This is a genomic window from Corynebacterium kutscheri (genome assembly GCF_000980835.1).
GTDB lineage: Bacteria > Actinomycetota > Actinomycetes > Mycobacteriales > Mycobacteriaceae > Corynebacterium > Corynebacterium kutscheri.
This window is the reverse complement of record NZ_CP011312.1, coordinates 1,571,856-1,586,913: the sequence shown is the minus strand read 5'-3', so window position 1 is coordinate 1,586,913 and position 15,058 is coordinate 1,571,856. Positions and strand designations below refer to the sequence as shown.

Below are 15,058 nucleotides of genomic sequence, written 5' to 3'. Positions count from 1 at the left end.
AAGGGGTGGGAATATATTTATAAATTATGTATAGAACTTAGTGCTTCCAGCGTAGAGACAATAATTATGATCACCCCATAAAAGCGGCTTAACCTTTATGTTAGGTTACACTAAGGGGTGCAGTTTTCATTTTTACACAATCTTCCATCTTTTTTCGAATGCATATTTTTAAAAGATTTTTTCGTTTTTATTAAGCTTTTATTAGTGGAAACATGCAAAATGGTGGAAATATTTTAAGAAAATTCGGTGGGAACATTTACTGATTCCGCTGATGGATCAGGTGAATTGGTGAAAAAATCGACAATCGGAAAGAATCAGGTGTCAAGCCATCTATTAGATGAATTGTGAACGGTATCGCGCCTGGTTTGTAATCTATATTACAAACGATTGCAGGAAGTAATACATAGCTAATCAAAATGCTTAGTAGGACAAATATTGTATAAATGCCTACCGACGCATATATGCATCAATGTGCATGAAAAATAGGAAAAGGAATTGTCAACGAGTTTGATCGCGGCCCGGGCCTTGTAGCACGATGACATCGTAGTCGCCCTGAGCTAAATGCTGGCGAAGATTAATTTTGTCGAATTTTCCGACGGATGTTTTATCAATATGGGATACGAAAGTCCAGTATTCAGGCAGCATCCATTTAGGGAAGCTATCGTGTAGCCTGGCACGCAGTGCCTCGGCCGTTGCGCGTCCTGGTTCCACATCCTGGGTAAGTACGGTAACTGCAAGAGGACGCTCACCCCATTGTTTATCTGGGTAGCCGATTACTGCACACTCAACGACATTGGTGGCAGCCATAATTTCATTTTCTAGCAGTGCTGAATAAATCCATTCGCCACCGGAGCGGATAACATCGCGTTCCCGGTCGTGAATAGTGAGAAACCCATCAGAAGTAACTGAGCCGACATCGCCGGTATGTAACCACCCATCAGAGGTGAACTGATCGGAAGAGTTGTTGATGGCATCAATTTTTTCTCCGCGGAACGTGGAGGCTATGCCATTATTTTGTTCTGTTGGTGATTGATAATAGTGAGCAGTAACCCAATTGCCGCGCACTTGAATTTCACCTTGATTGCGGTCGGTTGCACTTTGAATTTCACCATTGTTGACCACGCGATACTCTAAGGAAGCTGGAAAACGTCCTTGAGAAATACGGTAGGCTTCTCGTGCTTCACCAGAAACGCCCTGAGGTGGGCGGGCAACTGTGCCGACGGTAGAGGTTTCAGTCATTCCCCATACTTGGATGACGTCAACACCATATCGTTCTTCCCACATGCGAATAAGAATTGATGGTGCGGCAGAACCGCCAACAAAAATTTCTTGCAAACTCATCCGTTCCGGTGTGTTACGCATGTAATAAACAAATAACTGAATCCATAAACTCGGTACTCCATGGGAAACCCGGGGGTGGGTTTCAGCGATAATGCGAGCTAACGCAGCTGGGGAAAGATCGGCACCGGGCAAAACCATTGAGGTGCCAGACATAAAAGCAGCAATAGGGACACCCCAGCTAAGTACGTGATAGATAGGTACACAGCACAAGAAAGTCTCACCATGGGTAATTGCCATGGAATTTGTGGTTTGTAAGGATAATGACTGTAAGTATAAAGAGCGTTGTGAATATGCAACGCCTTTAGGTGCGCCGGTGGTTCCCGTGGAATAACAAATGGCAGCGGCGGCGTTTTCAGGCAAAATTGGCCAATCAAAAATGGTGGGACGCCCGTCGAGAAGTGCCTCGTAGGAATATGTCTTGATATTGTCAGGTAATTTTTGGGAAAGTTCAGTCAGATTTGGGGAACCGATAAAAATAACGGCACGTACCGTAGGACATCCTAGGCTTAGGATAAAGCTAAGTTGGTCGGCAAGGAGGGGATCGGCAATGATGATTTCATCTTCTGCGTGATTAATAATGTGCTGAATTTGATCATTCATTAATTGTCGGTTGAGTGGATTAAACACTGCTCCCATACACATAACTGCAAAGAGGGTTTCTAAATGCTCAACTGTGTTATGCATGAAGCTGCCAACACGCTGGTCACCGGTAATGCCTAGTTCGTCGTACAGTGCATGTGCGAGTGCAGAAGCGCGAGCACCGACTTCGCGGTAACTAGTTTCTTGTAAATTGTTGCCATAAGCTGTGGTGATAATGGAATTGCCATGTACTTGAGAGCCATATTGAAGGATCCGGGATAGGTTGAGCGGCAGTTCCTGCATAGTTGACAACATGGCATAAAACTATACCCGGTGAAAGGGGCTTTTGCCGACGTTATTACGTGTTACATACCGAGTTTATCGCTGGTTGTAAGCGCAGTGTTATTACTGGCTTAGCGTTATAAAGAAAAGTGGTCTACACTTATCAGGTAGAACTTCTGTATAAGGCGGGTGAATCGTTTTTCACCGCCGGAAACTCCCGCTGAGCTTCCTCATTGTTTGAGGTTTTTAGGTACAAGACATTGAAGTTCCCCACTTCTTTTTGCGTAATGTCTTTCGAACCTGCTGGCAAGGGTAGTAGAGGCTTCTTATCTTTCCCGAGACAATTGGGGACGCTCCGATTGTGCGTGGGTGGTCATTGAAAACGCAGACGGAGTATTTTGTCTGTGTGTGGTGTTTAAAAGATACATAATCTTCATATTAAGCTCGCCGAAACCTCCTAAAATATTTTGTTTTTATCCGGCGAAGCAACGAAAGGAAATCTGTGGCTGATACAGATAATGGCGCACAAGTAAATCTTGCTGCATTGCGTCTGCCTGAACTGCGTAAAATCGCGGCTGATTTAGGCCTTAAAGGCACATCCGCCCTCCGTAAGGGTGATCTTATTACGGCAATTTCCGGTGCTCAGACCGGCGGTGTATCTGGTGGGGAGCCACGCCGTCGCCGTGCTACAAAAACAATGCAATCGGATAACACCCAGGGCGCTTCTGCTACGGAGGCACCTGCCGAGAACACTATCGAATCTGTTCCAGAAAACAGCGAAAAAACTGGTGCATCGGCACCGAAAAATACCAATTCGCGCCGTCGTCGAGTAACTAGAACTTCTGTTAACACTGCAGAAGATGTTGAGAAACAAACAACAACAGACGTTTTAGGTGACACCACTACAGAAAATACTCAGACAACCGAAGAATCAACTGAATCTGATCACATTCGCGTCAATGAATCTCGTTCCGCTGCACGCCGAGCACGTCGCAATCGAGTTCGTCGGGAATACCGGGAAAATAACGGTGACGCGCGTACTGAAGGTGATGCTACCGAGACCGTCACTGAGTCAGTGGATAAAAATGGTTCCTCTGGTGAAGCTGCTGAATTTATTTCAGAACAGCCTCGTGAGCGTCGCGGACGTCGTCGTTCTGAGCGATTAGATCGCAACAACGAAGGTTCACAGGATGCAAACACTGATGAGTCTGTAGAAAAATCTGAGCAGAGCAGAGAAGAAAAAGATACTTCTCGAACTGAGCGGGACAATGATTCACGCAATGACCGTGGTAATCGCCGGGATTATAACGATCGTGGTAACCGCCGTAATCGACGCAACCGTCGTGGTCGTGAAGAGCGTGATAATAATGACGGGCGTGAATATGAAGCACGCGAGGATGAGGTATTGCAAGATGTTGCTGGCATCCTAGATATCGTCGATAAGAACGTTGCCTTTGTGCGTACCACCGGTTACCACTCCTCGCAGCAGGATGTACATGTTAACCCACAGATGGTGCGTCGATTAGGTTTGCGTTCTGGTGATGCGATTATCGGTAAGGCACGCGTTAACGATAATTCGAACCAGCGTGGTCGTGGACGTAATCATCATCGTTTTAACCCATTGGTGAAAGTGGAAAAAGTCAATGGCATTCCAGTCGAAGAGGCAAAGGAACGGCCACATTTTTCTAAGCTCACTCCGTTGTATCCAAACCAGCGTTTGCGCTTAGAAACTGATCCAAAGATCTTGACCACTCGTGTGATTGATCTGATAATGCCAATTGGTAAGGGTCAACGTGCCTTAATTGTGTCACCACCTAAGGCTGGTAAGACGACAATTTTGCAAAATATTGCTAATGCGATCGCTATTAATAATCCTGAGTGCTATCTCATGGTTGTGCTTGTCGACGAACGCCCTGAAGAAGTTACCGACATGCAACGCAGCGTAAAAGGTGAGGTTATCGCTTCTACTTTTGACCGACCACCATCAGAGCACACTACGGTAGCGGAATTAGCTATTGAGCGGGCAAAGCGTTTGGTAGAACAAGGCCAAGACGTTGTTGTTTTGTTGGACTCGATCACTCGTTTGGGTCGTGCGTACAATAACTCTTCACCTGCCTCGGGACGCATTTTGTCTGGTGGTGTGGATTCTAACGCTCTATATCCACCAAAGCGTTTCTTAGGTGCTGCTCGTAATATCGAAAATGGCGGTTCTTTGACAATTATTGCTACTGCAATGGTTGAAACTGGTTCTGCTGGCGATACCGTTATTTTCGAAGAATTCAAGGGCACCGGTAATGCGGAGCTGAAATTGGATCGTCGTATTTCTGAGCGCCGAGTATTCCCAGCTGTGGATGTTAATCCTTCTGGTACTCGTAAAGATGAGCTTTTGCTAGCACCTGAGGAAGCACGGGTTATGCACAAGCTACGTCGTATTCTTTCCGCGTTGGATTCCCAAGCTGCTATCGACTTGTTGATTAAGCAGTTGAAGAAAACTAAGAATAATGGCGAATTTTTGATGCAGGTGATGAGCTCAGCACCGATGGCGGAAGAAGCCGAGGAGGATTAATGGCGCAGGTTTCTGCTGTTGACGATATTGTCTCTGAATACCAGGGCATTGAAGCCCAAATGTCAGATCCAGAGACAATGGGCGATCAGCAGTTATTTCGAAAGCTTTCCAAGCGGTATTCGGAATTACAGCCGATCATAAATGTTAATACCGCGCTTGTTCAGGCTCGTGATGATCTAGAAGTCGCGCAGGAAATGGCTCATGAAGATCACGATTTCCAGGCGGAAGCAGAGCGCTTAGCTGGTGAAGTCGTGGAACTAGAAGAGAAACTAGCCGATTTATTAGCACCGCGTGATCCTCATGATGGTGACGATATCGTTATGGAAGTCAAAGCTGGTGCCGGTGGTGAAGAAGCTGCATTATTTGCTGGCGAATTGGTACGTATGTATCAGCGTTATGCGGATAAGAATGGCTTTAGCACTGAAGTTCTAGGGCTTAGCGAGTCTGATCTTGGTGGAGTGAAAGATATCACCTTGTCGATTCGTTCTAAGCAGCCTTCGCGTGATGGTGCTTGGAGCCTCTTCAAATTTGAAGGTGGCGTGCACCGAGTGCAGCGTGTGCCTGTAACTGAATCTCAAGGTCGTATTCAGACTTCTGCTGCAGGTGTTTTGGTTTACCCAGAACCAGATGAAGTAAGTGAAGTGGAAATCGATGATAAAGATATTCGCGTCGATGTTTACCGTTCTTCTGGTAAAGGTGGTCAGGGTGTGAACACCACTGACTCGGCGGTGCGTATTACTCATCTCCCTACTGGTTTGGTTGTGACCTGTCAGAAGGAACGCTCGCAGATTCAGAATAAGGCGCGCGCTATGCAAGTGCTGGCCGCACGATTGCAAGCATTAGCAGAAGAACAAGCAGATCAAGAAGCTGCGGAAGGCCGTGCTGCACAGGTGCGCACAATGGATCGTTCAGAACGAATTCGTACCTATAATTGGCCAGAAAACCGTATTTCGGATCACCGAATTGGTTTTAAAGCTAATAATCTAGATACCGTTCTTGATGGTGAACTCGGTGATCTTTTTAATGCCCTTAAGGCTGCCGAGCGTGCGGAAAGGCTTGAGGCAGAGTAATGCTTTTTCACGCCTTGCGTGAGGCGGAGGCCACCCTAGCTCAGGCCGGGGTGGCCTCTCCGCGTTACGATACTCATGCAATAGCAGCTCATGTATTAGGGGTAGCACCATTAGAAATTACATTTCATATGCGTGACGAGGTTCCTGCTGAGTTTTTTGAATACATCAAACTACGCGCACAACGGGTTCCATTGCAGCACATTTTAGAAGAAGCTTATTTTGGCCCGCTTCGATTTAGCGTTGGTCCCGGAGTTTTTATTCCACGCCCAGAAACCGAAGTATTAGCTCAGTGGGCAGAAAAAGAATTAGAAAAAAAGTTTTCTGAAGGTGAAAATGATCTTATCTGCGTGGATTTATGCACTGGCTCAGGCGCATTAGCCGCATATATTAAAAATGCTCACCCAAAGACGAGGGTATATGCGGTAGAACTTAGCAATATAGCTGCTGAATATGCTCGTAAAAATTTTGCTGCTGCTGGGTTAAATATTTCTTTAACCAGGCAAGATGCTAGCCTTGCGACGACATTAGCAGAACTAAATGGCACAGTAGATCTATTGGTTACCAATCCACCTTATGTGCCAGAACGAAGTGAAAAAGAACTTGAACCTGAAGTATCTTTTGACCCACATATGGCGGTTTTTTCTGGGGGGGATGGGATGCAGCTTATTCCGAAACTAATAACTCGGTCAGCTGCACTATTAAAACCAGGCGGACAAATAGGTATCGAACACGATGACACAACAAGTGCTGCGGTGATTGCAGCCTTTGAAGACACTGGATTGTTTAGGGATATAAGAACTATGGCGGACCTGACTGGACGTAATCGATTTGTGCTTGCCACGAGGCGATCATAGGAAAGCCGTAAATGCCAGGTAAACTGTCGGAAGAAAAATTTGAAAAGTTTTTAAAGGCGATGTGATCTTAAAATGAGCCGAATTTATAATTGTAGTGATCCAGCTATGCGTACAACCGGGCTTAAAGCAGCAGTGAGTGCTGTTCAGGCGGGTCGGCTCGTCGTAATGCCTACCGATACTTTGTATGGTTTAGGTTGCGATGCGTTTAACAATGATGCAGTTGCTAAATTGCTTGACACTAAACGTCGTGGGCCAGATATGCCAGTTCCAGTGTTAGTAGGCAGTTGGGATACTGCGAGAGGCCTAGTGGCTAATTACACCGAGCAAATGCGCACTCTTATTGAGGCTTTTTGGCCGGGTGCTTTGTCTATGGTGGTGCCACAAGCTCCTAGTTTGCCCTGGAACTTAGGTGATACCCGAGGCACTGTTATGTTACGTATGCCATTGCACCCTGTCGCTATTGAGTTATTACGGGAAACCGGCCCGATGGCTGTATCGAGTGCAAATATTTCTGGAAATCCACCGGCGGCAACCGTTGCGGAGGCAAAAGAACAATTAGGTACTCATATTTCTGTTTATCTTGACGGTGGACAATGCCAACTAGGACAAGCTTCAACAATTATTGATCTTTCGAGTAGTCAACCAAAGATTTTGCGGGAGGGCGCTATTAGTGCTGAGCGCGTGGCTCAAGTGCTTGATCTAGACGTAGAGACGCTGCGTTAAATGGGTGCGGGTGTCGCAGGCGTGCCGTTGCGTGAACTAGGACTTATCCTACTCGTAGCGGCAGCTTTGACGTACCTAAGTACCGGAATAGTTCGATATCTCATGGTGAAAACCGGACAGATTAGTGAGATTCGAGAACGCGATGTTCACGCAGTACCTACGCCACGGTTAGGCGGGGTAGCGATGTTTACTGGTTTTTTGGGGGCGGTGCTGCTTGCAAGTCAACTACCAGCGTTAACACGTGGTTTTCAACCGGTCACTCCGGAAATGTCAGCAGTTTTATGGGGCGCTTTTATTATTGTCATTGTTGGTGTGGTTGATGATCTAGTAGAACTAGATGCTTTAACCAAGCTTATAGGGCAATTTCTAGCCGCAGTGGTGATGAGTCTATTAGGTTTGACCTGGACATTATTGTTTGTGCCATTCGGTGGTGGCACAACACTGGTGTTAGACCAATTTTCCTCAACGCTGGTAACAACTTTGTTTACTGTTACTTTAATTAATGCCATTAACTTTGTTGACGGCCTTGATGGCTTAGCTGCTGGCTTAGGAATGATTGCCGGGTTGGCAATTCTAGTTTTTTCGTTGACTATTTTGCATGACCAAGGTGGTATGGTTTCTGCCTATCCACCAGCTATTATTGCTGCTGCATTAGTGGGGATATGTGTCGGATTTTTGCCACACAATTTTGAGCCTGCTCGGATTTTTATGGGTGATTCCGGTTCCATGCTTATTGGGATTTTACTTGCAGCGGCCTCAACATCGGCAAGTGGAAAAATCAATATGAGTCTGTATGGCACAGTGGACATGATCGCATTGCTTAGCCCTATTTTGGTGGTCATTGCTGCTGTTTTTATTCCATTGCTGGATTTATTTATGGCGGTGGTGCGTCGAATGAGTAAAGGAATGCATCCTTTTAGTGCCGATAAGATGCATTTACATCATCGACTTTTATCTTTAGGACACACTCATCGACGAGTAGTTCTTATTCTTTATTTATGGGTGTCGGTTATTGCTTTTGGAGCAGTGAGTTTTTCAGTTGTCCCGACGCTTGTTGCAGTTATTGGTATTGTGATCGCTGCAATTATTGCTCTTATTGCGACCTGGGGTCCAGTGCGTCGGGCACGGGTAGTAACAAATGACGCACGGCGATTAAAGATTCTTAAAGAGACAGAGCCTCGATGAGGTAGAAGCATCGTCGATACGCTAAAATCCGATTTCGTGACTGACAACGCTGCTAACACTACATCGAATTCGAGTACTAGCACACAGGACACCGATTTCACTGATCATCGACGTCCACTTATTCGTGCCTTACGGATCGGTGCGAGGAGCCTGCTTGTCTTTACTATTTTGTCGTTGATGGGGTGGGGCGCAGTTTCTGGGTTACCGGGAATTTGGGGAGTTCTTATTGGTGCCGCAATTGGTGGTGGATTTGTACTTCTTACTGCGTTGAGCGTACTTGTTGCTGCAGATACTTCGGCAGCAACGACTGGGATCATCGTGCTTGGCGGTTGGTTGATTAAAATCGTTGTTTTTATTGCTATTTTGGCGCTTATCAGAGATCTGACTTTTTATGACAACATTGCGATGTTTGTTACCGTCGTTACGGCATTGGTGATCACTTTAGCTGCAGAGACCTGGGCAGTTATTACTACACGAGTAACCTATGTTGGTTAATTATGTGATTATGTGACACACAGTGCTGTGAAATAAGAAAAATACAACACCGCCACTATCTTGGGATATGTCTGAGGGAGATGTGGCGGTGTTTTATTATTGAAATAGTAAATAAAAGGGGTGTTCGGGGGGATTTCTCCTTAAAGTGGCCGGTGTTTTGTGGAGCATTGCACTGGTGATTAGTAATATGCATCTCACTATATGACTATGTGTTGCTTTGTGTTTTATTGACGTTCCATATATTTGGCGTATTGATTACTGAGGATGGAAAAGCACTGTTAATAGGCTATATTGCGCCTATTGAGTCAGTGATCAGTTGATGCGATTTAACCGGTATTGAAAAAGGTATCACTAATAGGGTACCCCCGTCGTTAATAATGTGATTGACCTTACATTTTCTATTTGTGCTGTTTATGCGGCATAAATCACGAAGGTAATTCCAACGGGTGCCATTGCCCCTATTTTGAGTGGGTTTAGATAAGTTGTCCCTGATAGTCTATTCAGCGGGTTACCTGCGCTTGTCGTTATCGGCCAGTGCATTTGGGTAAGAGCCCCTGGAGTTGCCAAAGATGTGCGAAGGAGTCTGAGGTAACTGCAGTGAGTTTTTAAGACGTCCATCGCACCGTGAATCTTTTCGCGGCCCGAACACGGGAGAGAACGCTGAGCGTTACAACACTGTCGATGAAGGGCACCTTTCATGCGCCCGACATTGCACACGAATTTTTCCCGGATCCGTTGTGGCTCGCCGATGTGGCGGGTGGCTGGTTCACCATCGACCGTCTGATGTTCGTCCGTCTTTTGATGGCAGTAGTATTGGCTGTATTTTTTCTTATCGCTTTGCGTAACCCCAAGCTGGTTCCTAGCGGTTTGCAAAATGTTGCCGAGTATATGCTGGATTTTGTTCGTATTCATATCGCAGAAGATATTCTGGGCAAAAAAGAAGGGCGACGTTTCCTTCCTGTTATTGCCACCATTTTCTTCGTTGTGTTTGCAATGAACTTGCCCTCGGTTATTCCATTTTTGAACGTGTCCCCAAATGCACGTGTTGGTATGCCGTTGGTACTAGCTGTTTTTGGTTACATTGCCTTCATCTATGCAGGTGCAAAAAGGTACGGGTTCTTTAAGTACATGCGTTCCTCTCTGGTTATTCCGAACCTACCGCGAGCATTGCATTTACTTGTGGTACCGCTAGAGTTTCTCTCTACCTTTATTTTGCGTCCGGTAACTCTAACCATTCGTTTGATGGCCAATATGCTTGTTGGTCACATCATTTTGGTTTTGATCTTCTCTGCAACGAATTTCTTCTTCTGGCAGATGAACGGTTGGACGGCACTATCGGCAGTGACGATCATTGTTGGTGTTGCATTTACTTTGTTTGAGCTATTGGTCATTTTCTTGCAGGCATATATCTTCGCCCTGCTGGTGGCTGTGTATATCGAACTATCGCTACATGCAGATGAACACTGATGAATATTTGACCAGCGATTTACTTTGCGGATCGTAGTCACTACAACACTCATATTTTTTTCTTACTCAGATCATTCTGAGTAACTAGAAAGGGAACGACATTCTCATGAAAGAAACCATTTTGTCGCAGGGTGCTGAAGGCATCACTGGTTCTATCTCTGCTCTTGGCTATGGTGTTGCCACCATCGGCCCAGGTCTAGGTATTGGCATCCTTGTTGGTAAGGCTCTTGAAGGTATGGCTCGCCAACCAGAGATGGCCGGACAGCTGCGTACTACCATGTTCCTTGGCATTGCGTTCGTTGAGGCTCTTGCACTTATTGGTCTTGCAGCTGGTTTTATCCTCTAATAATCAACGATTCACGAAGGAACAAAACACATGACGAACGTCATTACTTACTTAGCCGCAGAGGGGGAGAAGCTTCCTCTTGAGGATCCACCGAACATCCTCTTGCCGGCGGGTTACGATATCGTCTGGTCGCTCGTCGTGTTCGTTGTCATTGGAATTCTCTTTTGGAAGTTTTTTCTTCCAAAGTTTATAGAAGTCCTTTCCGAGCGTGAGGATCGGATCAAGGGCGGCATTCAGCGTGCAGAAGCTGTACAAGCTGAAGCAAAGGCTGCACTTGAAAAGTACAACTCTCAGCTTGCCGAAGCTCGTGCAGAAGCTGCTGAAATCCGTGAAGAAGCCCGTAATCGAGGCAAGCAGATTGAAGCAGAAGCTGTTGCTGCAGCTAATGAGCAGAGTGCCCGCATCATCGAGTCTGGCGAGAAGCAGCTAGCCGCTCAACGTGAGCAAGTTATTGCCGAACTTCGCCGTGAGATGGGACAGAACTCTATTACTTTGGCCGAGCGTCTGTTAGGAGATCACCTCTCTGACGAAGCGAAGCGCTCTGGCACCATTGATAAGTTCTTGGCTGATCTCGACTCTATTACTCCCGCAGGAAAGTGAGCACTATGCACGCAGCAAGCCGCGATGCACTCGCATTCGTCATTTCCCAGCTAGATAGCATCTTATGGGAGAACGAGAGTGGTGTTGCCGTAGCCTCACAAGTTGGCGCTGAGCTTTTCGACGTTGTTGAAGTATTAGACAATGAGCGCACTTTGCGCATTGCTATTGCCGATACTTCGAATAGCGCTGATCAGCGAGTAGACCTTGTATCTGCTGTGTTCACCGGAAAAGTATCCCAATCCACTTTGGAGTTGCTATTAGCTGCAGCTCGCCAAGAATGGTCTACCCCACGGGAATTCCGTACCGGATTGGTTAAGCTAGGGCGTCACGCATTGCTTCGGTCCGCTGAACGACAGGGACAACTAAAGAAAGTTGAAGACGAACTTTTCGGACTTTCTCGAGTGCTACTTAAGCAGTCAGAGTTAACCCTTTTACTTGATGATCGCAGCACAAATGCAACGCGTAAGCGGGAATTATTAGCGCAGGTACTTTATGGGAAAGTAACTGCCGTAACCGAAGCCCTTGCATTGCAGGTGATCGGGCGACGCGAAAATAACGCTATCGACGATATGCTCAACCTCGCCAAGGAGGTTGCTGCCCTGCAAGGACGCGATATCGCTTATGTTGTCTCCGCTGCGCCTTTAAGCGACACACAGAGTCAGGCACTGGCAACCAAGTTAGAGCGCATTTATGGTCGTGAGATAAACATCCACTCTGAGGTTGAACCCAGCCTCCTCGGTGGCATGGTTATCCGAGTTGGCAATGAAGTTATTGACGGATCTACCTCAGGCAAACTTGAGAAGCTCCGAACACAATTTGTTTAAACCAACACGACAAGAAAAAGAAAACATTGCTGGAAGAAACTACCGAGAGCAGGAAGAACATGGCGGAGCTTACGATCTCCTCCGATGAGATTCGTAGCGCGATTGCGAACTACACCGCGAGCTACTCCGCGGAGGCCTCCCGTGAGGAGGTCGGCGTGGTCATTTCAGCCGCTGATGGTATTGCACAGGTTTCTGGCCTACCATCAGTTATGGCGAATGAGCTCCTTGAGTTCCCAGGTGGCGTCATCGGCGTCGCACAAAACCTTGATACTGATCGTATTGGTGTTGTGGTCCTGGGTAACTACGAAACCCTAAAAGAAGGCGACGAAGTTAAACGAACTGGCGACGTTTTGTCGATTCCAGTTGGCGATAACTTCCTTGGGCGCGTTATTAACCCATTAGGTCAGCCAATCGACGGCTTGGGCGCTATTGAAGCAGAAGAAGACCGCGTGCTAGAACTTCAGGCACCATCTGTGCTTCAGCGTCAGCCAGTTTCCGAGCCAATGCAAACCGGCATCAAGGCTATTGATGCGATGACCCCCATTGGTCGTGGTCAGCGTCAGTTGATCATTGGTGACCGCAAGACTGGTAAGACTGCTGTTTGTATTGACACTATCTTGAACCAGAAAGCCAACTGGGAATCTGGCGATAAGACGAAGCAAGTTCGTTGTATTTATGTCGCTATTGGCCAGAAAGGCTCCACTATTGCTGCCGTGCGTAGAACCCTTGAGGAGCATGGCGCATTAGAATACACCACTATCGTCGCTGCCCCGGCATCTGATTCTGCCGGTTTTAAGTGGCTGGCACCTTTTGCTGGTGCTGCCCTTGGCCAGCACTGGATGTATCAAGGCAATCACGTATTGGTTATTTATGATGATTTGACCAAGCAAGCCGAGGCTTACCGTGCAATTTCCTTGCTGTTGCGTCGTCCACCAGGACGTGAAGCATATCCAGGCGATGTTTTCTATTTGCACTCTCGTTTGCTAGAACGCGCCGCTAAGTTATCTGATGATATGGGTGCAGGTTCGATGACGGCATTGCCGATTATCGAGACTAAGGCAAATGACGTTTCTGCTTTCATCCCCACCAACGTTATTTCGATTACTGACGGTCAGGTCTTCCTAGAGTCTGATTTGTTTAACAAGGGTGTTCGTCCTGCTATTAACGTCGGTGTGTCCGTGTCTCGTGTGGGTGGTGCTGCACAGACTAAGGGTATGAAGAAGGTTTCTGGTTCGCTTCGTTTAGACCTAGCTGCTTTCCGTGACCTGGAAGCGTTCGCTGCATTCGCCTCTGATTTGGATGCAGCATCCAAGGCACAACTTAACCGCGGAGCTCGTCTGGTTGAGCTATTGAAACAGGCGGAGAATACGCCACAGACTGTTGAACACCAGATTGTCTCAATTTGGTTGGCTGGTGAAGGCTACTTCGATAATGTTCCCGTTGAAGATATCCGTCGCTTTGAAGCTGAACTCATTGATAGTTTGATGGCTAACCATAGCGAGGTCTTTGAACAAATTGCTGGTGGAAACCAGCTTTCAGAAGAATCTCAAGAAACTCTGGTGGCAGCAACTGAGGAGTTTAAGCTCACCTTCCAAACCACTGATGGCACCCCAGTTATCAATGAGGCAGAAGTTGAAGCTCTTCCTGAGGAACAAGTAAAGAAGAACACGCTGTCGGTCAAGAAATAAGCATGAGCTTATTTTCCATGACCCATCAAGGAAAAGAAGGGAGGCGAAAGACTCATGGCTAATCTTCGGGAATTACGCGACCGCATTAAATCGGTCAATTCGACGAAGAAGATTACCAAGGCTCAGGAGCTGATCGCGACATCGCGTATTACTAAAGCTCAAGCCAGGGTCGAGGCTGCACAGCCTTATGCCACCGAGCTCCACAATGTGATGGAACGTCTGGCTGCGGCTTGTTCTCTTGATCACCCGATGCTTCAAGAACGTGAAAATGCTAAGCGTGCTGCTGTTCTGGTGGTATCGAGTGATCGCGGTATGGCCGGCGGGTATAACTATAACGTCTTCAAGAAAGCAGCTGAGTTACAAAAGCTTCTTGAAGAATCTGGTTATGAGGTCGTGCGATACGTAACAGGTAATAAGGGAGTCGGCTACTATAAGTTCCGCGGTGAAGATGTCGCCGGAGCTTGGTCTGGTTTCTCTCAGGATCCAACATGGAAACAAACCCATGATGTGCGTCGTCACCTCATTGATGGCTTCCTTGCTGGTTCTGAGGGCACGGCTAAATACCGTCAAGGGCTTAATACAGATGAACACACTCCAGTAGTTGGTTTTGATTCTGTGCACGTGGTGTACACAGAATTCGAGTCGATGTTGACTCAGACCGCTCGTGCTCACCAACTATTGCCGATTGTTCCGGTTATTGAAAGCCCAGATTATCCTCCGATGGAAGAAGGAATCTTAACTGATTCTGGTCAACCGGAACCAGACTTTGAGTTTGAGCCGAGTGCTGAAGTTCTATTAGAGGCCTTGTTACCACAATATGTTTCGCGCACCTTGTTCTCCTACTTCTTGGAGGCTGCGGCTGCCGAGTCGGCATCGCGTCGAAACGCTATGAAGTCTGCAACTGATAATGCCACCGAGCTTGTGAAGGATCTTTCACGAGTAGCAAACCAGGCACGTCAGGCGCAGATTACCCAGGAAATTACAGAGATTGTCGGTGGCGCTGGCGCGCTCGCCGAAAGCGCAGAAAGTGACTAGATT

Annotated in this window: 13 protein-coding genes; 12 read left to right on the top strand and 1 reads right to left on the bottom strand. The window is 46.9% G+C overall.

Annotated elements, in window-relative coordinates:
* Positions 1 to 498: 498 nt before the first annotated feature.
* Positions 499 to 2,235, bottom strand: coding sequence for a long-chain fatty-acid--CoA ligase (locus UL82_RS07270; RefSeq protein WP_046440029.1), 1,737 nt, complete (start codon positions 2,233 to 2,235; stop codon positions 499 to 501).
* A gap of 469 nt (positions 2,236 to 2,704) precedes the next feature.
* Between UL82_RS07270 and rho the strand changes: the two genes are divergently transcribed.
* The 12 genes from rho (at position 2,705) to UL82_RS07210 (ending at position 15,055) form a co-directional block, all read left to right on the top strand.
* Positions 2,705 to 4,768, top strand: a complete 2,064-nt coding sequence (rho, locus tag UL82_RS07265; RefSeq protein WP_046440028.1) for a transcription termination factor Rho — start codon at positions 2,705 to 2,707, stop codon at positions 4,766 to 4,768.
* Entirely contained in the window at positions 4,768 to 5,838 is a 1,071-nt protein-coding gene (gene prfA / locus UL82_RS07260; protein ID WP_046440026.1) for a peptide chain release factor 1, read from the top strand. Before rho ends, prfA begins: the two co-directional genes overlap by 1 nt.
* Positions 5,838 to 6,692, top strand: a complete 855-nt coding sequence (prmC, locus tag UL82_RS07255; protein ID WP_046440025.1) for a peptide chain release factor N(5)-glutamine methyltransferase — start codon at positions 5,838 to 5,840, stop codon at positions 6,690 to 6,692. Before prfA ends, prmC begins: the two co-directional genes overlap by 1 nt.
* A 72-nt stretch (positions 6,693 to 6,764) precedes the next feature.
* Positions 6,765 to 7,415 carry an L-threonylcarbamoyladenylate synthase gene (locus UL82_RS07250; protein WP_046440023.1) on the top strand — a complete coding sequence of 217 codons (651 nt, stop codon included), beginning with the start codon at positions 6,765 to 6,767 and terminating at the stop codon, positions 7,413 to 7,415.
* The gene (locus UL82_RS07245) at positions 7,416 to 8,600 is read left to right on the top strand and encodes an MraY family glycosyltransferase (protein ID WP_046440021.1); all 1,185 of its coding nucleotides are present in this window, start codon (positions 7,416 to 7,418) and stop codon (positions 8,598 to 8,600) included.
* A gap of 36 nt (positions 8,601 to 8,636) precedes the next feature.
* Positions 8,637 to 9,095, top strand: coding sequence for a hypothetical protein (locus UL82_RS07240; protein WP_046440019.1), 459 nt, complete (start codon positions 8,637 to 8,639; stop codon positions 9,093 to 9,095).
* A 681-nt stretch (positions 9,096 to 9,776) separates the two neighbouring features.
* The gene (atpB, locus tag UL82_RS07235; protein WP_046440017.1) at positions 9,777 to 10,562 is read left to right on the top strand and encodes a F0F1 ATP synthase subunit A; all 786 of its coding nucleotides are present in this window, start codon (positions 9,777 to 9,779) and stop codon (positions 10,560 to 10,562) included.
* A 106-nt stretch (positions 10,563 to 10,668) separates the two neighbouring features.
* Positions 10,669 to 10,908, top strand: a complete 240-nt coding sequence (locus UL82_RS07230; RefSeq protein WP_046440015.1) for an ATP synthase F0 subunit C — start codon at positions 10,669 to 10,671, stop codon at positions 10,906 to 10,908.
* Between the two features lie 30 nt (positions 10,909 to 10,938).
* Positions 10,939 to 11,508, top strand: a complete 570-nt coding sequence (locus UL82_RS07225) for a F0F1 ATP synthase subunit B (protein ID WP_046440013.1) — start codon at positions 10,939 to 10,941, stop codon at positions 11,506 to 11,508.
* 5 nt (positions 11,509 to 11,513) lie between these two features.
* Complete coding sequence (locus tag UL82_RS07220; protein WP_046440012.1) at positions 11,514 to 12,332, top strand: F0F1 ATP synthase subunit delta; 819 nt, start codon at positions 11,514 to 11,516, stop codon at positions 12,330 to 12,332.
* Between the two features lie 59 nt (positions 12,333 to 12,391).
* Positions 12,392 to 14,020 carry a F0F1 ATP synthase subunit alpha gene (gene atpA, locus UL82_RS07215; protein ID WP_046440010.1) on the top strand — a complete coding sequence of 543 codons (1,629 nt, stop codon included), beginning with the start codon at positions 12,392 to 12,394 and terminating at the stop codon, positions 14,018 to 14,020.
* Between the two features lie 54 nt (positions 14,021 to 14,074).
* Positions 14,075 to 15,055: a F0F1 ATP synthase subunit gamma gene (locus UL82_RS07210; RefSeq protein ID WP_046440008.1), complete on the top strand. Its 981-nt coding sequence runs from the start codon at positions 14,075 to 14,077 to the stop codon at positions 15,053 to 15,055.
* Positions 15,056 to 15,058: the final 3 nt, after the last annotated feature.